Origin of the sequence: Cytobacillus sp. NCCP-133 (assembly GCF_026011715.1) — a bacterium.
In the GTDB taxonomy this organism is placed as follows: domain Bacteria; phylum Bacillota; class Bacilli; order Bacillales; family Cytobacillaceae; genus Cytobacillus.
On record NZ_BRVM01000001.1, the window covers coordinates 438,454 to 458,932 of the forward strand.

17 protein-coding genes and 1 other annotated feature are annotated in these 20,479 nt (G+C 41.2%); of the genes, 3 read left to right on the forward strand and 14 right to left on the reverse strand.

The window, feature by feature from the left end; translation table 11 throughout:
• Positions 1-29 precede the first annotated feature (29 nt).
• The 3 genes from aspS to NCCP133_RS02320 all read right to left on the reverse strand — a co-directional run bounded on the left by aspS (position 30) and on the right by NCCP133_RS02320 (position 3,975).
• Positions 30-1,823 carry an aspartate--tRNA ligase gene (gene aspS, locus NCCP133_RS02310; protein WP_264803342.1) on the reverse strand — a complete coding sequence of 598 codons (1,794 nt, stop codon included), beginning with the start codon at positions 1,821-1,823 and terminating at the stop codon, positions 30-32.
• 35 nt (positions 1,824-1,858) lie between these two features.
• Positions 1,859-3,133 (reverse strand): histidine--tRNA ligase, encoded by a 1,275-nt coding sequence (gene hisS, locus NCCP133_RS02315; RefSeq protein ID WP_264803343.1) that lies wholly within the window; start codon positions 3,131-3,133, stop codon positions 1,859-1,861.
• Positions 3,134-3,447: 314 nt separating this feature from the next.
• Positions 3,448-3,684: a binding site (T-box leader), on the reverse strand.
• A 114-nt stretch (positions 3,685-3,798) separates the two neighbouring features.
• Complete coding sequence (locus NCCP133_RS02320) at positions 3,799-3,975, reverse strand: hypothetical protein (RefSeq protein WP_264803344.1); 177 nt, start codon at positions 3,973-3,975, stop codon at positions 3,799-3,801.
• A gap of 268 nt (positions 3,976-4,243) precedes the next feature.
• On the opposite strand from NCCP133_RS02320, the gene NCCP133_RS02325 reads away from it, so the two are divergent.
• A complete protein-coding gene (locus NCCP133_RS02325; RefSeq protein WP_264803345.1) occupies positions 4,244-5,983 on the forward strand; it encodes an SH3 domain-containing protein in 1,740 nt (579 codons plus the stop codon).
• Between the two features lie 258 nt (positions 5,984-6,241).
• Here NCCP133_RS02325 and dtd read toward each other — a convergent pair whose 3' ends face one another.
• The 9 genes from dtd to NCCP133_RS02370 all read right to left on the reverse strand — a co-directional run bounded on the left by dtd (position 6,242) and on the right by NCCP133_RS02370 (position 16,925).
• Positions 6,242-6,682, reverse strand: a complete 441-nt coding sequence (dtd, locus tag NCCP133_RS02330) for a D-aminoacyl-tRNA deacylase (protein ID WP_264803346.1) — start codon at positions 6,680-6,682, stop codon at positions 6,242-6,244.
• Positions 6,683-6,696: 14 nt separating this feature from the next.
• Positions 6,697-8,892, reverse strand: a complete 2,196-nt coding sequence (locus NCCP133_RS02335; RefSeq protein ID WP_264803347.1) for a RelA/SpoT family protein — start codon at positions 8,890-8,892, stop codon at positions 6,697-6,699.
• A 49-nt stretch (positions 8,893-8,941) separates the two neighbouring features.
• Positions 8,942-9,076: a hypothetical protein gene (locus tag NCCP133_RS02340; RefSeq protein WP_264803348.1), complete on the reverse strand. Its 135-nt coding sequence runs from the start codon at positions 9,074-9,076 to the stop codon at positions 8,942-8,944.
• Between the two features lie 421 nt (positions 9,077-9,497).
• Complete coding sequence (locus NCCP133_RS02345; RefSeq protein WP_264803349.1) at positions 9,498-10,010, reverse strand: adenine phosphoribosyltransferase; 513 nt, start codon at positions 10,008-10,010, stop codon at positions 9,498-9,500.
• Positions 10,001-12,370: a single-stranded-DNA-specific exonuclease RecJ gene (gene recJ / locus NCCP133_RS02350; protein ID WP_264803350.1), complete on the reverse strand. Its 2,370-nt coding sequence runs from the start codon at positions 12,368-12,370 to the stop codon at positions 10,001-10,003. Before recJ ends, NCCP133_RS02345 begins: the two co-directional genes overlap by 10 nt.
• Before the next feature lie 192 nt (positions 12,371-12,562).
• Positions 12,563-12,880: a LapA family protein gene (locus tag NCCP133_RS02355; RefSeq protein WP_264803351.1), complete on the reverse strand. Its 318-nt coding sequence runs from the start codon at positions 12,878-12,880 to the stop codon at positions 12,563-12,565.
• A 23-nt stretch (positions 12,881-12,903) separates the two neighbouring features.
• Positions 12,904-13,806, reverse strand: coding sequence for a cation diffusion facilitator family transporter (locus NCCP133_RS02360; protein ID WP_264803352.1), 903 nt, complete (start codon positions 13,804-13,806; stop codon positions 12,904-12,906).
• Positions 13,807-13,975: 169 nt separating this feature from the next.
• Positions 13,976-16,240: a protein translocase subunit SecDF gene (secDF, locus tag NCCP133_RS02365; RefSeq protein ID WP_264803353.1), complete on the reverse strand. Its 2,265-nt coding sequence runs from the start codon at positions 16,238-16,240 to the stop codon at positions 13,976-13,978.
• 388 nt (positions 16,241-16,628) lie between these two features.
• Complete coding sequence (locus tag NCCP133_RS02370; RefSeq protein ID WP_264803354.1) at positions 16,629-16,925, reverse strand: post-transcriptional regulator; 297 nt, start codon at positions 16,923-16,925, stop codon at positions 16,629-16,631.
• 136 nt (positions 16,926-17,061) lie between these two features.
• Here NCCP133_RS02370 and spoVB point away from each other — a divergent pair, with 136 nt between their 5' ends.
• Positions 17,062-18,627: a stage V sporulation protein B gene (gene spoVB, locus NCCP133_RS02375; RefSeq protein ID WP_264803355.1), complete on the forward strand. Its 1,566-nt coding sequence runs from the start codon at positions 17,062-17,064 to the stop codon at positions 18,625-18,627.
• Between the two features lie 45 nt (positions 18,628-18,672).
• Here the strand turns inward: spoVB and NCCP133_RS02380 are convergent, their stop codons facing one another.
• Positions 18,673-19,323, reverse strand: coding sequence for a DUF421 domain-containing protein (locus NCCP133_RS02380; protein WP_264803356.1), 651 nt, complete (start codon positions 19,321-19,323; stop codon positions 18,673-18,675).
• A gap of 241 nt (positions 19,324-19,564) precedes the next feature.
• Here NCCP133_RS02380 and NCCP133_RS02385 point away from each other — a divergent pair, with 241 nt between their 5' ends.
• Positions 19,565-19,921, forward strand: coding sequence for a TIGR04086 family membrane protein (locus tag NCCP133_RS02385; RefSeq protein WP_264803357.1), 357 nt, complete (start codon positions 19,565-19,567; stop codon positions 19,919-19,921).
• A 204-nt stretch (positions 19,922-20,125) separates the two neighbouring features.
• Here the strand turns inward: NCCP133_RS02385 and yajC are convergent, their stop codons facing one another.
• A complete protein-coding gene (yajC, locus tag NCCP133_RS02390; protein WP_264803358.1) occupies positions 20,126-20,410 on the reverse strand; it encodes a preprotein translocase subunit YajC in 285 nt (94 codons plus the stop codon).
• Positions 20,411-20,479 lie beyond the last annotated feature (69 nt).

Here is a 20,479-nt window from a genome sequence, read left to right on the forward strand (position 1 = left end):
TCTCTGAAAATTAAGCAGCATAAACCCTTTTACTGTCCTGCTAGGCCATTACTCACTTTTTTCAAATTCAAAGCCAGATGCAAGTCATTTAACTGTGCTTCACTTACTTCACCAGGCGCATCTGTCAGGATACAGCTTGCACTGGCTGTTTTCGGAAATGCGATCGTATCACGCAGATTGGTCCTGCCTGCCAATAGCATGACAAGTCTATCCAAACCGAGCGCTATTCCTCCATGTGGCGGTGTTCCATATTCAAATGCCTCAAGAAGGAATCCAAATTGTTCCACTGCCTCTTCTTTAGAGAAACCCAGAATGCTGAACATCTTCTCCTGCACTTCTCTTTCGAAAATACGCAATGAACCTCCACCCAGCTCGTATCCGTTTAAAACAAGGTCATATGCCTGTGCCCGTACATCGGATGGTTCATTATCAAGCTTCACCAGATCCTCTCTGGCAGGCATTGTAAATGGATGATGGGCCGCATAATAGCGTCCTTCTTCCTCATCGTACTCAAGAAGCGGCCAATCTGTAACCCAAAGGAAATTAAATTTGCTTTGATCAATCAAATCCAATTCTTTTCCAAGCTTTAATCTTAGAGCTCCAAGTGCATCTGCAACAACTTTCTTCTTATCAGCAACGAATAAAAGCAAGTCACCAGGTTGAACAGATAATGCTTCATAAAACGCCTTTTGTTCTTCCTCTGTTACGAACTTTGAAATCGGGCCTTTTAATCCATCTTCTTCTGCTTTTAGCCAGGCAAGCCCTTTCGCACCATAAATAGAGACAAACTCTGTCAATGCATCGATATCTTTGCGGGAATACTTGCCAGCAGCGTCTTTAACATTAATGGCTTTTACCTGTCCGCCGGATGATACGGCTCCAGCAAACACCTTGAAACTTGAATTTTTTACAATCTCAGAAAGGTCTGTCAGCTCCATTTCAAAACGCGTATCCGGCTTATCAGAACCAAATCGGTCCATTGCATCTTGATAAGACATGCGCGGGAATGGAATTTGAACATCCACGTCCTTGACTTCTTTCATGATTTTTTTCATCATGTTTTCCATTAAACCGATGATTTCATCCTGGTTCATAAAACTCATCTCAATATCAACCTGAGTAAATTCAGGCTGCCGGTCAGCCCGCAAGTCTTCATCACGGAAGCATCTGGCAATTTGGTAATAACGTTCAAATCCTCCCACCATTAATAGCTGCTTAAAAATTTGCGGAGATTGAGGGAGGGCATAAAACTCTCCTGGATGTACTCGGCTTGGAACTAAATAATCCCTCGCTCCTTCTGGAGTGCTTTTAGTTAAAATAGGGGTCTCCACGTCAAGGAAGCCTTCGCTATCAAGGAAATCCCTCATAGATTTTGTTACCTGATGGCGCATCTTAAAAGTCTCAAACATAATAGACCTTCTTAAATCAAGATAACGGTATTTAAGGCGGATGTCTTCAGAAACATCTGTTTTATCATCGATTACAAAAGGTGGAGTTTTTGCTTCATTAATGATCGTGATTTTCTCAGCCTGAATTTCAATCCGCCCTGTTTTTAGATTCTCATTAATAGTCCCTTCTTCACGCGAAATGACTTTCCCTACAATATCAAGTACAAATTCATTTCTTACTTTTTCTGCTGCTGCAAGTGCTTCCGGGGAAACCTCCGGATTAAACACAACCTGTACGATTCCAGTGCGATCACGAAAATCGATGAAAATCAAACCGCCCAGATCACGCCGTTTCTGCACCCATCCTTTTAAGGTAACTTTTTCTCCGATGGCATCTTCAGTTACTTCCCCACAATAATACGTTCGCCCAAACATTCCTATTCCTCCCATACTGTCCATAAGACGCTGTTTTATGATTGATAAAGCTCTGTAAATTTCTCTATAAAAGAATCAAGATCAACTTCAGTTTGTTCACCTGATTCCATAGATTTCACATTGATTTTATTTTTCTTCAGTTCATCTTCACCCAAGACAGCAACAAACTTTGCATTGGAACGGTCTGCTGCTTTAAACTGAGCTTTGATTTTTCGGTCAAGATAATCTCTTTCTGCTGAAAATCCTGCCATTCTAAGCTTTTGAAGCAGTCCTACTGTATAGTCCTTGGCATCTTCACCTAAAGATACAAGGTAGCAGTCAATTTCTTTAGTAAGCGGAAGATCGACTTTTTCAGCTTCAAGTGCTGCAATGAATCGCTCAATGCTTAAAGCAAATCCTATTCCAGGTGCTTCCGGACCGCCAATCTCCTCTGTGAGGCCGTTATAGCGGCCGCCGCCGCATAGGGTCGTAATCGCTCCAAAGCCCTCTGAATCACTCATGACTTCAAAGGCTGTATGGTTATAATAATCAAGCCCTCGGACAAGATTCGGATCAACTGTAAAGTCAATGCCAAGATTCGTTAAGTACTTCTGTACCTTTTCAAAATAAACCTTGGAGTCCTCGTTTAAGTAATCAATGATTGAAGGCGCAGATTCCATCAATTCATGATCACGATCCTGCTTGCAGTCCAGGATACGCATCGGATTTTTTTCAAGGCGGCTTTGGCAATCATTACAAAATTCACCGATTCGCGGCTTGAAATAATTGATTAATGCTTCCCGGTGTACAGCTCTGCTGTCTTTATCACCGAGGCTATTAACAATCAGCTTCAGCTTCTTCAGTCCCATATTCTGATATAGTGACATAGCGAGAGCAATGACTTCTGCATCAATTGCAGGGTCAGCACTTCCGATGGATTCTACACCAAACTGCACAAATTGGCGGAAACGGCCTGCCTGTGGCCGTTCATAGCGGAACATGGGTCCCATGTAATAAATCTTCACCGGCTGGTTCGCATACCCATACATTTTGTGCTCTACAAAAGATCTGACAGCAGAAGCCGTTCCTTCTGGCCGCAATGTAAGGCTGCGCCCACCCCGATCTTCAAAGGTATACATTTCCTTTTGCACGATATCCGTTGTATCCCCGACACTGCGCAAAAATAATTCTGTATGTTCAAAAATAGGTGTTCTGATCTCATGGTATTGAAATCTCTCACAAAGCTCTCTGGCCTTCTCTTCAATCAGCTGCCATTTTTCTACTTCTCCCGGCAGGATATCCTGAGTTCCCCTCGGTATTCGGATTGACATGAAAAGTTCCTCCTAAAAAAATAAATTGATAAGATATGTAATTTAAGAAACGTTCAAATAAGAGTATGTTTTGAACACCCTTAAAAAATAAGGCTTTTTTCTCAAGATTGTTGTTTTTGCTTATGAATTCAGCCCGTTGATTTCCGCTTCGGGACACTTGCTTTCCGCGGGGAGGAACGGGAGCCTCCTCTCCTCCCGCAGGAGTCAAGTGCCCTCCGCTCCAATCAACTCAGTAAATTTAACGTTTTTGAAAAGCAACAAACTTTACAAAAACAGCCAAAAATAAAAAAACTCCCGCCTCCTTGTATATAAATACAAGGGACGAGAGTTTGGATTTCCCGTGGTGCCACCCTAGTTGAAGCCATAAATGACTTCCTCTTTTACAGTTAACGCCTGTTAACGTTCAGCTCCTACTAAAGGCTATGCCTTTTTCAGAGAGAAACCTACGAAGTGTTCTTTCGTTAAATCATCATGTGAAGATGCTTTCAGCCAGCGGCATCTTCTCTCTTTTCATGTGGGGTTTAACTACTCTTCTCCATCAATGGTTTTTTCGAAAAGCGGAAGCGCATTGGTCACGCGCTGCAACTATAGTTTTAATTCTCACATTCCATTTTATTTATATTATAATACGGAGCATTTTCACCAATGTCAAGACCGAATTATTTTTAAGATCGTTCCAGCTTCTTTTTTAGTTTGCGGACATCCCTAAGCGTTAATCCAAACTCGGATGCAAGTTCAATCATATTTGAATTTTGTTCTTTCTGGATAAAATCATGAAAATCAACACCGAACAGCTGATTTTCCCCTGAATGTGCAGACATTCCCTTATCTCCAAATCTCATAGTATTCACCCTTTGTTATGTAGTCTGTTTTATTCTTGCCATTAATGATTGAAATGTTTCATGGGTTGAAAAATTAACTTTTGCTAAATTGGGCATTTAAATAGGCCGATATAAAAAGGGAAATAGTCCTGGAAGCAGAAATACTTCATATAGTACCAAAATTGGACTAGTGCAAAAGTTATCTTGACTATCAGGGGCTGGTTTGTTTTTCTTTTAGTAAGGAAAAAAATTTCTCTGATGGAAAGTTAAAATAAAAGGAGGAGAACTGTTGCAGAGAAAACGAACATTGACCCTGGCAATTTGCTTCATGATTCTGGCTGGACTAATACAGCCGCCAACATCTATAAAAGCAGACAGCATAACAGTAACAATTAGCACTCATAATTTAAATATTCGCCAAGGTCCCGGCTTAAGTTATCCAATTTTAGGACAAGCCCCAAAAGGCGACCAATATAAGGTGCTCTCCCAAAAAGGAGATTGGATTGAAATTAAATTTCAAGGCAAAAAGGGATGGGTTGCCAGCTGGCTTGTGGCCTTAAGCACGTCCAGTCAGGAAAACTCAATAAAAACAGGCAAAGCACAGGCAGTGATTAAAACAGATGGGCTTAGAGTCCGAAAAGGCCCAGGCACAGACTATGCCGTAATGGGGACTGTGCTGAAAGGAGCTTCCTATAAAATCCAAGGATACGAAGGGAGCTGGATAAAGCTCCAAACACCTTTCGGAAAAGGATGGGTTTCTAGTCAATATGTCCAACTGAATGACAATAAGCAACAAGATTCCAAAAACCAAAAGGGGAAAATTACAGCAAACTCTCTTAACGTAAGAAACAAACCTTCAATTCACAGTACGGTAATTGGCAAGCTTAATGCTGGAGAAACTGTAACGATTACAGCTCAGAGCGGCAGCTGGTCAGAAATTTTATTTTCAGGGAAAAGCGGCTGGATCAGCAGCCAATATGTCCAGGTTCAATCACCCCAATCTGCTGGGAACACTTCCGAACAGCACAATACCGGAAAAACCGGAACTGTTACCGCTACATCCTTGACTGTCAGGAATAAGGGATCATTAAACGGAAAACCTTTAGGTTCGGTTACGAAGGGTCAATATTTTGCCATCCTTGCGGAATCTAATAATTGGTCTAAGATAGAGTATCAATCCGGTTCATTTGGATGGGTTGCAAGCTGGTTTATGGACATCACATCAGAGAGAAATACCGGTTCTGCCCAGCAGCCTGTTAACAGAAGTTCAGCAATCATTTTACATAACGGATCTAATATAAGAAAAAAAGCGAGCGCACAATCCCCTGTTATCCAAAGAGCAAACCAGGGAGACAGCTTTGAGATAATCAGCTTGAAAAGCGATTGGTATGAAATTCGCCTGCCAAACGGCGGAACAGGTTTTGTGGCCGGATGGATTGTATCTGTGAGAGGATCCGCTCCTAAAGTGGAAAAACCCGGTGCAGAGATGCATCTAAAGAATAAGACGATTGTTCTGGATCCAGGGCATGGAGGCAGAGATAACGGGACGACAGGCGCCAGAGGAACATTGGAAAAATCGTTAACACTCAGGACAGCACAGCTCCTCTCCGATAAGTTAAGAGCTGCTGGGGCTCATGTCATTCTAACCCGAAATAGTGATTCTTATCTTCCTCTTCCGTCAAGAGTAGGCGTATCACACTATCATAATGCTGATGCTTTTATTAGCCTCCACTATGACAGTATTTCGGATCGGACAGTCAGAGGAATGACAACCTACTATTATCACTCTTTCCAAAAGAATCTGGCAGCCTCCATCCATTCAGATGTAACAGCAATGACAAATGTCAGGGACCGCGGATATCGTGTCGGTGACTATCACGTAATCAGAGAAAATAAACGGAATGCTGTCCTTTTAGAACTCGGATACTTAAGTAATCCTGCTGAAGAGATTCTGATTACATCAGGACAGTATCAGCAATCTGTTACTGCAGGAATCTATCAGGGATTGGCACGCTACTTTAAAAATTAAGACTCCTTCTAAATTTTTGTTTTTTATTTAAAAGCCTGCCCGTTGATTTCTGCAGGAGGCTCTTGCTTTCCTCGGGGAGGAACGGGAGCCTCCCGCAGAAGTCAAGTGCTCTCCGCTCCAGAGATCAAACTAAGTTAGCTTACTCGAAAGCAACGAAAACATCCAAAATTAATAAAAGCCCCGGCAGCCAATTTTGGCTGCCGGGGCTTGCTTCATACACCAATGATCCTAATCGCTTTCCGTTAGCTTTTGTGAATCTTATTTACTTTCTATGATCAGCGTGACAGGGCCATCATTGGTTAGTTGGACTTCCATCATAGCACCAAATTCCCCTGTTGCCACCCTTAGGCCTTTTTCTTCTAAAAATCTGTTAAATGCTTCATAAATTTTAATGGCATGGTCTGGTTTGGCTGCATCCATAAAATTGGGGCGCCTTCCTTTCCTGCAGTCGCCATATAGTGTGAATTGTGAGACTGAAAGGATTTCTCCCTCCAGATCCAGGAGAGACAAGTTCATCTTCCCATTCTCATCTTCAAAGACGCGAAGATTGGCAATTTTATCTGCCAAAAAAGCCGCATCCTCTCCCTTATCTTCATGAGTAACCCCAACGAGCAACACAAACCCCTTTTGGATGGTCCCAATGGTTTTGCCGCCAACTGTCACGCTGGCTTCCTTGCTTCGCTGCACTACAACACGCATGCTATCTGCTCCCTCTAGTTCATAATCCTTCTTACTGCATAAATATCAGGAATTTGTTTAATACGGTCAACAACCTTATACAGATGGCTGACATTGTGTATGGCAATTGACATATTGATCGTTGCCGCCTTATTGCGGTCTGACCGTCCTGATACCGCAGATATATTTGTTTTCGTTTCATTTACAGCCTGCAATACTTCGTTTAGCAACCCACGGCGATCATATCCAGTGATTTCAATTTCAACGTTATATTCTTTCCGATCATTAAGTGCTGTCTCCCACTCAACAGGAATGAGCCTTTCCTTAGCATCTTCAGTGTCCATATTTGGACAGTCTGCACGGTGTACAGACACTCCTCTGCCCTTCGTAATAAAGCCTACAATTTCATCACCCGGCACCGGGTTGCAGCAGCGGGAAAGACGAATAAGCAAATTGTCAATGCCAGAAACCCTAACACCGGATTCCCGTTTTTTAGCTGATGTGAATGTCTTTAGTTCGGAAACTGCATTAGTAATATCAGCGGTCTGTTCAAGATCGCGCTTCTTGCGCCATTTCTCTGTAAGCCTATTAGCCATCTGGAGGGCTGTCACCCCGTTATAGCCAACCGCAGCATACATATCTTCTTCCGTAGCAAAGTTAAATTTTTCAGCAACCCTTTTGACATTATCCTGTGTCAGGATTTCCTTCAAATCGAAGTCCATATTACGAATTTCTTTCTCTACAAGCTCTTTCCCTTTTTCTACATTTTCTTCTTTTCTTTGCTTTTTAAAGAAAGTTCTGATCCTGTTTTTGGCTTGAGAGGTCTGGGCAAGCTTCAGCCAATCCTTGCTTGGTCCATAAGAATGCTTTGAAGTGAGTATCTCGATAATATCTCCGGTTTTGAGCTTATAATCCAATGTTACCATCTTGCCATTTACCTTGGCACCAATTGTTTTATTTCCGATTTCCGAGTGGATGCGGTAAGCGAAATCAATAGGGACAGAACCTGACGGCAGCTCAATAACATCCCCTTTTGGCGTGAATACAAAAACCATATCCGAAAATAGGTCAATCTTCAATGATTCCATAAACTCTTCAGCATTAGCTGCGTCATCCTGAAATTCAAGAATTTCACGGAACCAAGTTAGCTTTTCCTCGAAGGACGAACCCTCGTTCACTCGTTTGCCTTCTTTATAGGCCCAGTGTGCCGCAATCCCGTACTCTGCAATTCTATGCATATCCAACGTACGGATTTGGACCTCGAGCGGGTCACCTTTTGGACCAATAACCGTAGTATGAAGAGATTGGTACATATTCTGTTTAGGCATTGCTATATAATCTTTAAAACGGCCAGGCATCGGTTTCCAGCAGGTATGGATGATCCCCAGGACTGCGTAGCAATCTTTAATGCTGTTCACAACAATCCTTACTGCAAGCAAATCATAAATCTCAGTAAATTGTTTGTTTTGAAGGGCCATTTTACGGTAGATGCTATAGATATGTTTGGGGCGTCCGGAAATCTCCGCCTTAATCGAGACTTCAGCCAGCCTGCCTCTCATTACATTAATTACATCATCCAGATACTCTTCACGTTCCGCTCTTTTCTTTTTCATCAGATTGACAATCCGATAATACTGCTGCGGATTTAAGTATCTTAGAGCTGTATCTTCAAGCTCCCATTTTATCTTTGAAATCCCCAGCCTATGAGCCAAAGGAGCAAAAATTTCAAGAGTCTCATTTGATATCCTGCGCTGTTTTTCAGCAGGCAAGTGCTTGAGGGTCCGCATATTATGAAGGCGGTCTGCAAGTTTAATTAAAATGACTCTGATATCCTGCGCCATCGCAACGAACATTTTCCGATGGTTTTCAGCCTGCTGTTCTTCCTGGGATTTATATTTAATTTTCCCTAGTTTTGTAACTCCATCGACCAGCATCGCCACTTCTGCGTTGAAGGCTTCCTTAATATCCTCTAATGAGACATCGGTATCTTCAACAACATCGTGAAGAAAACCGGCTGCAACTGTAGAAGGATCCATCTCCAAATCTGCCAGAATGCCTGCTACCTGAATGGGATGGATGATGTAAGGCTCACCGGATTTTCTATATTGTTCACGGTGAGCCTGCTTGCCAAACTCGTATGCCTTTTTTACAAGCTCTGCATGCTCATCGTTCAAATATTCTTTTGCCCTGTCGATGACTTGCTCGGCGGTAAGAACTTGATCGTTCGCCATGGGATCACCTTTATCTCACTGAATTTTATGCAAATGCATAATGTGTTTATTAGGCTCTGTTAACCTTGCTGCTGAATTCACCTGCAGGCACTCGCATTCCTCTGGCAGTCAGGGAGCCTTCTTGGCCATCCTGTACTTTAGAAATCTCGCTTTTCCCGTTGGGGTCACGGACCTTAAGCTTCAAGCAACACACTACTTAAACAATAATTAGCTTTAACACAGCTTTCGTATATAAAAAATCCATAAAAAAGGAAATGATAATAAAAAAATTAATATTGCTACTATTATCGAAAAAAAAAGTGAATATGTAAAGGGATAGACTGTTATTTTTATGGGAATAGCAAAAAAAATGTCGTATTTTGTTGGGAATTCTTTTAGTTTTTCCTGTATTGGAAATAGAAACCCTTTAAATGCGTTTGTACTCTTTATTATTCCAATCCAATCAGCAGGCAGCAAAAATTCTTTTGTAGAGTGGACAGGATGCTAGCGCTAGACGCAGATAAACTTATTAACTATTTATCAACCTGTAGCGTATTTAATAATTTCCTAACTAATGAAAAAAGAGCGCCCGTTCATACGGCGCTCTCCCTGAAGTATAGATAAAATTAATATTGCATTAGTGTTAGGATATCGTAATGATCCAGCTTTTTGCGGCCATCCAGATATGTCAATTCGATTAGGAAAGCGATACCGGCTACCACTCCGCCAAGCTCCTCAACAAGCTGGATCGTTGCATCAATTGTTCCGCCAGTTGCAAGCAGATCATCAGTGATTAGTACTCTTTGTCCAGGTTTGATGGCATCTTTATGAATAGTTAATACATCTTTGCCGTACTCAAGACCATAATTAACTTTAACCGTTTCGCGAGGAAGCTTTCCTTCCTTTCGGACAGGAGCGAATCCTACCCCTAAAGAATAGGCTACAGGGCAGCCAATAATGAATCCGCGTGCTTCCGGCCCAACAACTAGATCGATCTGTTTTTCACGTGCATATTCCACAATCTGGTCAGTCGCATATTTATACGCATCGCCGTTATCCATTAATGTTGTAATATCTTTAAATTTAATCCCTGGCTTTGGCCAGTCTTCAACAATTGTTACATACTGTTTTAAGTCCATTTTTCTTCCTTTGCCTCCTCAAATTTAACAGCTCCTTGCAAGATCTCATCAAAAGAGTCTTTGAGCTGCTGAAAGGATGAATAGAGCAAATCACTTTCGAGAATGTATTGTGCCTGCTTAAGCTGATAGGTTTTTGAATCAGCCAAGTCACGTTTATTTGATGTATTATTTAATGAAATAACACCATTTTCTATTTTAACAAAGTCCAATTCAAAAAACACTTGTGACATAAAGTCTACCGTTTCTCTGCTCCATCCCTTATGCTTGGCAATATCATTTCCATACCGTTTTATATCGATAGAACCTTTTTTGGCAAGCAATGCAAAAAACCATTTAAAATGATCTCTTGTCGGTAGCGTGCTAAAATAGTCACTATCTTCCTTAAAGAAATGCGCGTAAATTCTCGCAGGTCTTTTGCCTGAGATTAATTTAACCATCAATTCTTTTGTAGGAGGCAAATCTGCCAAGACAAGATTAGAACCATCCACCTCTATTGATGAAGCATCCTCTATAGAATGTATTTTGACCATTTTTTGGCCGGCATATGTCCTGAATTTGGAAACATTCTCATCACGGAAAAAAATCCAGATTGTATTATCTTCGGGAATGACACTTTGAAGCCTTTCTAGCCTCTTTACACTTCTTATATCAAAAAGCTGCCAGGTGCGCACAGCCATATCCTGCAAAAAGATTTGCGGCTTTTTGATGTTATTCCATTCATTAATCGATAACTCTCCAATAACAGATAGCTTGGAATAAGGCGAGATATGTTCATATAAATGGCCGAGGCCGAATCCAACCCCTTCCAGAGAAGAACCCTCGTCCTCAATTGTAACTTTAATATGGTTTTTTTCCGAGCCAATCTTTCTCATTCCAGCAATATTTGCATCATTTATCAAAATTTTCGGCTTTGGGTTTCCCATCCCGAATGGAGAAAGCAATTGCATCTCTTCTATCGAAGATAAGCTAATATCTTTAAGACTAAAAACGCCATCAACAGACGTTACAGGTATAAAATCTTCCTCTGTTAGCTGCTCATTTGCCAGTGTATTCAGCTTTCTCCTCAGTTCATCAACAGAGTCAATTGCCAGTGTCATACCTGCGGCCATTGGATGCCCGCCGAAATGAGGAAGAATGTCTCGGCATTCAGATAGATTTTTAAACAAATCAAATCCTTCTATGCTTCTGGCAGATCCCTTTGCTTGTCCTTTTTCAAGGTCATAACTGAGAACAATTGCTGGACGATAGAACTTTTCTACAAGTTTAGAGGCAACAATGCCGATCACTCCTGCATTCCAGTCTTCTTTGCCAACAACAATGACAGAATTCTCGCTGATCGGAAATTTGCTTTCAACTTCCAAAATGGCCTGCTGTGCAATATTGTTTACGATCGCCTGTCTATCTTTATTAAGAAGTTCAATTTCCTCGGCAATTGTTTGAGCTTCAAGTAAATCGTCGGTCAGCAGCAGATCCACTGCAGGATCAGCGCTTTCCAGCCTTCCCACTGCATTTAGGCGGGGGGCTATTGAAAAGCCGATTGTTTCTTCTGTTATGGAAGGAAGCTCTGCGCCAGCCACTTTAAATAAAGCAGTGAGGCCAATATTTTTAGTTGACTTTAGTTTTTGAATTCCCCGCTTTGCAATCAGCCTGTTTTCTCCTTTTAGTGAAACAAGGTCAGCAATCGTGCCTATAGCAGCGATTTCTAAAAGATGCGCAGGCATTTCCCCAAACAGCGCATGTGCCAGCTTAAAAGCTACTCCAACACCGGCCAATTCCTGAAACGGGTAATTGCTGCCGGGATGCTTAGGATGGACGATGGCCAAGGCCTCAGGTAGCACCGGACCGGGTTCATGATGGTCTGTAATAATCAGATCCATCCCCAAATCTTTTGCAGCCTTCGCTTCATTAACTGCTGATATGCCTGTATCTACAGTTATAATTAGGCGAATCCCAGTCTCAGCGGCATGGGTAAATGCAGGAATATTGGGCCCATAGCCTTCCGTAAAACGATTGGGTATGTAGAATTGGACGTTGGCCCCAAGCTCCCTTAATGCCATCATCATGAGTGAAGTGCTCGTAACTCCGTCCGCATCATAATCACCAAATATTAGAATTGGTTCCTGTTTTTCTATCGCTTCTTTTATTCGGGAGACAGCTATCTCCATATCTGACATCAAAAAAGGATCATGAAATTTCTGCTCTTTATCCAATAAAAAATACCGCGCTGATTCTGCGGTATCCATGCCGCGATTTATTAATAACGACGCTACAAGAGGTGCCACATCCAACTCTTTTGCAAGCTGCTGCACTTTTTCTTCCTGCGTTTGCCGAACAATCCATCGCGTTCTTGAATGTAACATACCTTCACCCCTCAGCTTATTAATTATACAAGAGGGGGGCTGGTGTTTCAATAACCGAAAGACGGGTTATTCCATACATTTTTTGAAAATGAAATCCTGAATCTGATCTTCTCCCTGTTAAATCACGGCTACACACCAATTGAAGCAGCATTCACCAACAGAAAAGACCCGGGCTAACGAAAGCCCAAGCCTCTAGTGAATATCTCTGTTTAGTTCTTTCTGCAACTCTTTCTTTTCGCTATCCTCTGCTTTTTCTTTTTCAGCATTCAACTTGTCGTTTTCCTTTTTCAGCAATCTTACTTGCCTTTGCAGCGAATACATTCGAACAATGCCAACTGATCCAGCAATAAGCCCTCCCATCAGGACGGAACCTAAGATAACAAGAATTAATGGCCACTCACTTTCCCCAAACAAATAATTTACTGTTACATTATCGACATTAATCACTGCAAAAACAGCCACTACTAAGGCAAATAAAAAACCGAGTAATAAAGCCCATTGAAACTTCATAATTCTCTCCCTTTACTTTTTCATTAGTGTTCTCCTTCTTTGCTATAAGGGTTGATATGGACAAAAACATTTTGCACGTTTTCAAGTTCCAGCAATCTCCGTTTTACCTCTTTTCCAACCCCGTGTCCATCTTCCACAGTCATAGCAGGGTCAACAGAAACTTTAATATCCACAATCACATAATGGCCGTGTTCCCGAGCATGCAATTCATCAATTCTTTTAACCTGATTTACAGATTCCGCAGTTTTGCGCATCTCTAATGTGTCTTCTTCATGCAGGACGTGATCCAAAGTGCTGTGAATGGATTCCTTTCCTAGATGCCATGCCATTTTAATAACCATAAGCGACACAATAAGACCGGCAACCGGGTCTGCATATTCCAGCCATTCAATTCCAAATTTTCCGCCAAGGACTGCACTGCCGATTCCTATTAAGGCTGCAATAGAAGAATAGACGTCTGAACGGTGCTCGTAGGCATTTACAATTAATGCGTCACTATTTAATCTTTTTCCCAATTTATACTTATAGCGAAACATCGCTTCCTTTACAAGGATTGAAATGATCACTGCCACGATGGCAATTGCCTTTGGAGGTTCAATGGGTGAAAAAAAGGCCTCAAAGGATGATTTGCCAATTTCAATTCCCACCAGGAATAATAAGACTGCCACGATGATGGCTGCAATCATTTCCGCTTTTCCATGTCCATAAGGATGGTCTTCATCCGGCGGCTGTTTTGCGGCCCTTAATCCCAAATAAACAGCAAAGGAACCAGCGACATCTGAGGCAGAATGGACGGCATCAGCCACCAATGCTTTACTTCCAGAATAAACGCCAATTCCCCATTTAAGAGCAGCAAGAATAATATTGCCTACGATGCCAATCATGGCAGCAAATTCAGCTTTCTTAAAACGATCATTTTTTTCCAACGTTAACTTCCCTTCCTCCCTAGTCCTATTTTTAGTTTAACCTATTTCCCGGAATCATTAACCTTTATTTGCTTAATATAATCCTACTCTTCTGCTCCCAAGCTTTAGAGTTACCAAATTGATAAAAGAAAAACCCCAGGCATTTAGCCTGAGGTATTGGGCTTAAAGCTTATACTTGGGGGTCATCACTGATTTTGCGCTTTTCTTTTACTGTTATAATAACACCTGTTTTCTTTAGCTCCTTGCCTTTCCATACAGCCCATAGCTGTGCTGCAAGGAAGATGGATGAGTACGTACCGGCAATCAAACCGATCAGCAATGCAAAGGAGAAGTTTCTGATTGATTCACTACCAAAAATCATTAGTGCTACTACAGCTATCACGACTGTCAATACAGTATTAATGGACCGGCCCAGCGTTTGCCGGAGGCTAAGGTTCACAACCTCTGCTATATCTTCGAAAGTCTTAAGTTTTTTCTTCTTCTGCATATTTTCACGCATGCGGTCAAACGTTACGATCGTATCATTGATTGAATAACCGACCACAGTCAACACAGCGGCAATAAATGTTAAATCCACTTCAAAACGAGTAAAGCTAAATACAGCAATGATAAAGAAAGCATCGTGCAGTAAAGCAATTACTGCGGCAATCGCCATATAAATTTCAAAGCGAATCGTTACATAGATGATAATGCCGACAGACGCGATCGCTAAGGCAATGATCGCATTTTTTGCAAGTTCTTTTCCTACTGTCGGAGAGACTGTGCTTACATTTGGTTCTGCATCGAACTCTTCCTTGAAATGTGACTTCAAGTCAGCAATTGCATCTTTTGTAAGAACATCTTTTATTCTAGCTACCCCTATTTCTTTATTATTTCCGGAAATAACAATATCATCTGTTTCAAGACCCACCTGTGACAATTGTGTTTGCACTTCTTCTTTGGATAATGAATCATTAGAAAGCAGCTCGATACGTGTTCCGCTTGAAAAATCGATTCCAAGATTCAAGCGAAGAACTGCTAGAATGATTATTCCAGCAGCAACCAATGCTCCCGAAATAACAAAGAATTTTTTTCGATGGGCAACAAAATCAAACTTATCAAACTTTGTTGGCAGGTCAAGTGTGTCATAGTTCTCGGCAATATCCTTTATTTCACTCTTCTTTACACCAAACCAGCCCGGCTTCTTATTGAATGCTTTGCTGTTTACCCAAAGGCCAAGGAGTAGCCGTGACCCATAAACAGCTGTGATAAAGCTGGCCAGGATACTTATGATAAGCATGGTTGCAAAGCCTTTTACAGAGCTTGTTCCATATAGGAACAAAACGGTTGCTGCAAGAATGGTTGTAATATTGGCATCAAAGATTGTAGAAAGGGAATTTTTGCCGCCGGCCTGGAAAGCTGACTTTATCGTACGTCCCACTTTCATTTCTTCTTTAATTCTCTCATATGTGATGATGTTTGCATCAACTGCCATACCAACACCCAGAATGAGTGCGGCGATCCCAGGAAGTGTTAATACCCCATTCATCCAGTCAAAAACAAGTAAGATAAGATAGATATAAATGGATAAAGTAATTGTCGCGATTAGCCCTGGGAAACGATATACCACAAGCATATAAAGGAATATAATCGATATTCCAATGATGCCGGCAAGAATCGTCTTGTCCATTGCCTGCTCCCCGAATTTTGCCCCAACCGAAGTCGAATAAACTTCATCAAGCTGTACCGGCAAAGATCCGGCATTTAATAAATCCGCCAATGTTTGGGCTTCTTCGAGTGTAAAATTCCCGACAATGGAAACTGTATCCTGGTTAAATACCTGGCTAACTTGAGGAGCAGATAAATATTTTGGATCTTCCTTCCCGGCTTCAGCCTGGAAGGAATCTTGCCCCTCCTCAAAATCAAGCCAAATGACAAGCAAGTTATTTGGAGGTCCCATATTAACAATCTTCTGGGTGACATCTTTAAATTTACTGGCGCTCTTAAGCTTTAGAGAAACACTGGGCTTCCCATTTTCGTCAAAAGTTTGTTTTGCCCCGCCTTCTGCCAGGTCCGATCCATCCATCATCTTTTGGTCATTAACATCCCTGAAAGATAGATTGGCTTCAGTTGAAAGAATTTCACGTGCCTTATTCTGATCCGTTACACCTGCAAGCTGAACACGGATGCGGTTATCGCCTTCAATTTGAATGTTTGGTTCACTCACACCCAAAACGTTGATACGTCTGTCCAGCGCTTCTGCTGTACTGGCCAAAATTTCTTTGTCAATTTTCTGGCCATCCTTCGGTTTTACTTCATAAAGCACCTCAAAACCGCCCTGCAAATCGAGGCCTAGCTTAATATTTTTCAAAATGTTATTAGTCGTTGCCCCTGCCAAACTCCCTATTAATAAAACAATAAGGAAGAAAGCAACGATACGGCTGCGCTTTATCATTATGTAAAAATCCTCCTTAAACACTCGCCCGTAACAGGCATATAAATTGAAGCTTTTTATCACAGCACTTAACCATGATGTTTTTTACAAAACGGGCTTAAACAGACAATCACATTACAACTTTATGGAATTAAAAGCATCTTTTCCACTAGGGCATAGAATGCTCCATAAAAATGGATATATGTTTGGACTGTGCTAGTCGTTAAACTCCACGTTTTATTATGAAACAGATTGCAAAACCTGTCAATTTGTCTTAGATCCTGTTAACACTTGAAAAATATGGGATTAAATAACCATAGCTTTGTTCTTTATTAAAGCCTTTCTTTTCATAAATTGCTGTTTGAGGTATAAATAACCCGTTGATGGCCCAAAGCAACAAACTTACCGTTTATTTTAAAAGTTCCCTTCTCTCTTTTTCATTATCAAAGGCGAATTCAGAGCCCTTAAATGCTTCAATGGTTGCAAAATGGATGTACTCACTGACTTTAACGGCCATTATCTCTTCCACTATTTCGAATAGCCTGACATTTTCTTTCGGTTTTTTCCATTTTTTCTTTGTAAGAAATCCCCACAGCTCCTGCTCCGTCACCTTTTTATAGCCGAGCAGCCGAAACTCATCCAGTTTGCTCTCCAATGCTGGTTCTACTTTAGTGCGAAAATAATCATAATCATGGCCGATCTTCATTCTCAGCCGCCCCCCCCCGCCAAATTTCTTTCGCTAAATCAAATGGAAATTCATATAGCTTGTCATGCTTTGTCCAGTATCTTGCATATAGTTAATTGTATATGATATCACCTATTTTGAGAAGGCAGGGAGTTGAATGTCCAAATTTCTGAAAGGTACCATGATCCTTTTGGCTGCAGGCCTGGTGACCAGGGTCTTGGGGTTTATCAACCGGATTGTCATTGCCCGATTTATCGGAGAAGAGGGCGTCGGCCTTTATATGATGGCTTTTCCTACCATGATTCTTGTTGTCACCATTACCCAGCTTGGCCTGCCGGTAGCCATTTCTAAAAACATTGCCGAAGCGGAAGCACGTGGAGATACGGCAAAAATCAAGAAAATATTAGTTGTATCATTAGCAGCTACTATTTCACTTTCTGTTATTTTTACTCCTGCTTTAATACTGCTTGCACCACTTCTATCAGAAACGTTATTTACCGATAAACGTACTCTTTGGCCCTTGATGGCCATAGCACCTGTCGTTCCGATCATTGCCATTTCATCTGTCATTAGGGGGTATTTTCAAGGAAGACAAAATATGAAGCCCGCTGCATACTCCCAGGTAATCGAACAAGTTGTCAGAATCAGCCTGATTGCCCTTATGACCAAAGCTTTTCTTCCGTATGGGATTGAATATGCAGCTGCAGGAGCAATGCTGGCAGCTGTTGTTGGAGAGCTATCATCTCTCATTTATCTATTAACTACATTTAAATTAAAGAAGAAATTTAGAGTTAGAAAACAATTTTTTAAATACGTGTATTCCGGCAAAAGTACGTTCAATGAACTAATGACGGTTGCACTGCCGACAACTGGAAGCAGAATGATCGGTTCGGTGGCTTGGTTTTTTGAGCCGATTGTTGTTGCTCAGAGCCTTGCTCTTGCTGGTGTAGCTGCGATTACTGCGACGAAACAATACGGTGCACTAACTGGTTTCGCCATGCCTCTACTTATGCTGCCGTCCTTTATTACTTACTCTTTGTCAACTTCCCTTGTCCCTGCAATTAGTGAAGCGAATTCCAAAAACAATATGAGCCTAATTGAATACAGGCTCCAGCAGGCACTTCGATTTGCTTTTATTACCGGAGGATTGGCAGTAGTGGTCCTATATGTCCTTTCCGATCAATTGATGGAAGTAATGTATGGATCATCAAGCGGTTCACAGTTTATTAAATTAATGGCTCCATTTTTCCTTTTTTATTATTATCAAGGTCCCCTTCAGGCAACATTACAGGCATTGAATCTAGCGAGGGCTGCGATGATCAATAGCTTGATTGGGGCAATCGTTAAAACAGCTGTCATTTTTCTGCTGGCAAGCCAGTCTGCTTTCGGCATAAACGGTGTGGCAATGGGCATATTGGTAGGCACAGTCCTTGTAACCCTGCTCCACTTTGCAACTGTTTTAAAAACCATTTCCTTTACCTTTTATGTGTGGGATTATGTTAAAACGTTTATAGCAATGGGGTTTTCCGGGGGGATCGGCTTCTGGATGCTGAATCATATGCTTCCTCAAAGCATGAATACATCCATAAGGGTCATTATCATATCAGCTGCCATTTTTGTGATTTACTTCTTGCTGTTATTAATCTTTGGGTTAATAAAAAAGGCTGAGCTTATTCGGATTCCAGTAGTTGGAAGGTTGCTTTCAAAACTTGCTTTTAAATAACAAAAAGGCTGCTTAGTTTTGACAAGGCAGCCTTTTGTTTGTACTCTATTTCCTCTCATCCATCATGTCTACATAGAACTGGCCATTTTCATAACTGCAGAAAGAAATTTTGGGTATCTCTTTATATCCTTGTTTTCGAAGCTCCTGCCGAAGCCAAAAATCACTTTTGCTGATTTTTTCAAGATTTGATTTTTGAATAGCACCATCAATAATTAAAGGAATTGTAATTCCGCCATCTTTACTGTCTTTTTTCTCAAACACCGATAAAGTTCCGGATGATTCAAGTATAGCAAATTCAACATCAGAGATTTTGGCTATATCTTTTTCTCTCAGCTGCAGCAGAAGATCATCAAAGTTATACCGCTGTTTTCGCATAGCATTTTCGTCTATTTTCCCTTTGTTAATAATGATAGTCGGTTTCCCATCCACCACATCCCGGAATGTTTTGCTCTTAAGGGAAAACACAGCTAATACAATTTGAACGATCATTAAAAGAAGCATCGGCAAGACGTTCTTAAGGATTTGGGAATCTGGGTTTTCAATTGCCACCACCGCAAGCTCCGCAATCATGATATAAACCACCAAATCCAGAATGCTAAGTTCTCCAATCTCCCTTTTGCCCATCAATCTAAATATCAAAAGAATGACTGCATATAGAAATAAAGTTCTAATTATAATCATTAAATATTCTTCCACTGAAACAGCACCCCTTTTGATGCAATCTTTATTATTCTTTCGCAAATGCGTGTTATTTATGAAATTTTTCTCAGATCCCATTGCAGAATCATCGCAATTTTTTATATTCTAATTTTCCTTTGCCTGAATATGCTTGTACTAGGGAAAAAGCTGAAAAGCTGCGTGGCTTTCAGGCTATTCCAATTCATATTTCAGAAGGGAGAGGGGAAATATAGAAGATTCAAAGAATTTAGGGAGTGCCGTGCTCTATGGAATCATTGGGATTTTTGCCATCGCCATTGCAGGCAGTCTTATTTTTTCGCTGCTGCTGCGTTTCACATCACTTCAGGAGTCATCCTTACAGTATATTATTACAGCTGTTTCATTTGTTTCACTATTTGCTGGGGGATTTGTTTCCGGCGGAAAAGGTAAGCAAAAGGGCTGGCTGCTTGGAGGATTGACCGGTCTAGTCTACACGTTAATCATTTTCCTTTTTCAATATTTGGGGCATGACAGCTTATTTTCTATGGAACAAATTATTTATCATACATGTTTCATGCTCACTGCCATGATGGGCGGTATACTCGGTGTGAACCTGAATTCAAAAAGGACAGCATAAGACAAGCCCCTCTAAGAGGCGTTTTTTCCTTCTGAAAGGGATGGGCTTATGACCCCGAGTCCCTAGGAGCCGCAATTAGACAGGCTTGTGGCCTTGAGGGGGTGGAGCCTGGAGCTAGACAGTTATCAAAGTTCAAAAGGATATAAATTCTGATATTAAAAGAAAGAAGAAGGCCTCAAATATGGACCTTCTTCTTTTTCAATATTAAGATTTAGCCAAAGCATCGCCAGTTGCTTGCGTTACTTCGCGAATAGCTGCGCGATCATATGTAAGACGGCTGCCGTCACCGCATTTAATGACTACTTTATCTTCGTCGATTGCATCCACGAACCCATGAAGGCCGCCGATTGTTACAACCTTATCTCCCTTTTTCAAATCGCTTTGCATCCGCTGAACTGACTTTTGACGTTTTTGCTGCGGACGAATTAATAGGAAATAGAATAAAACAAACATTAGCAATAATGGTCCTAATGTTCCTAATAGCTCCATTGTTTTCCCCCCTTTCAAACATTGTCCACCTTTAGGAAAAAAGCAATCAAGCGCTTTTCCAAAAAATTG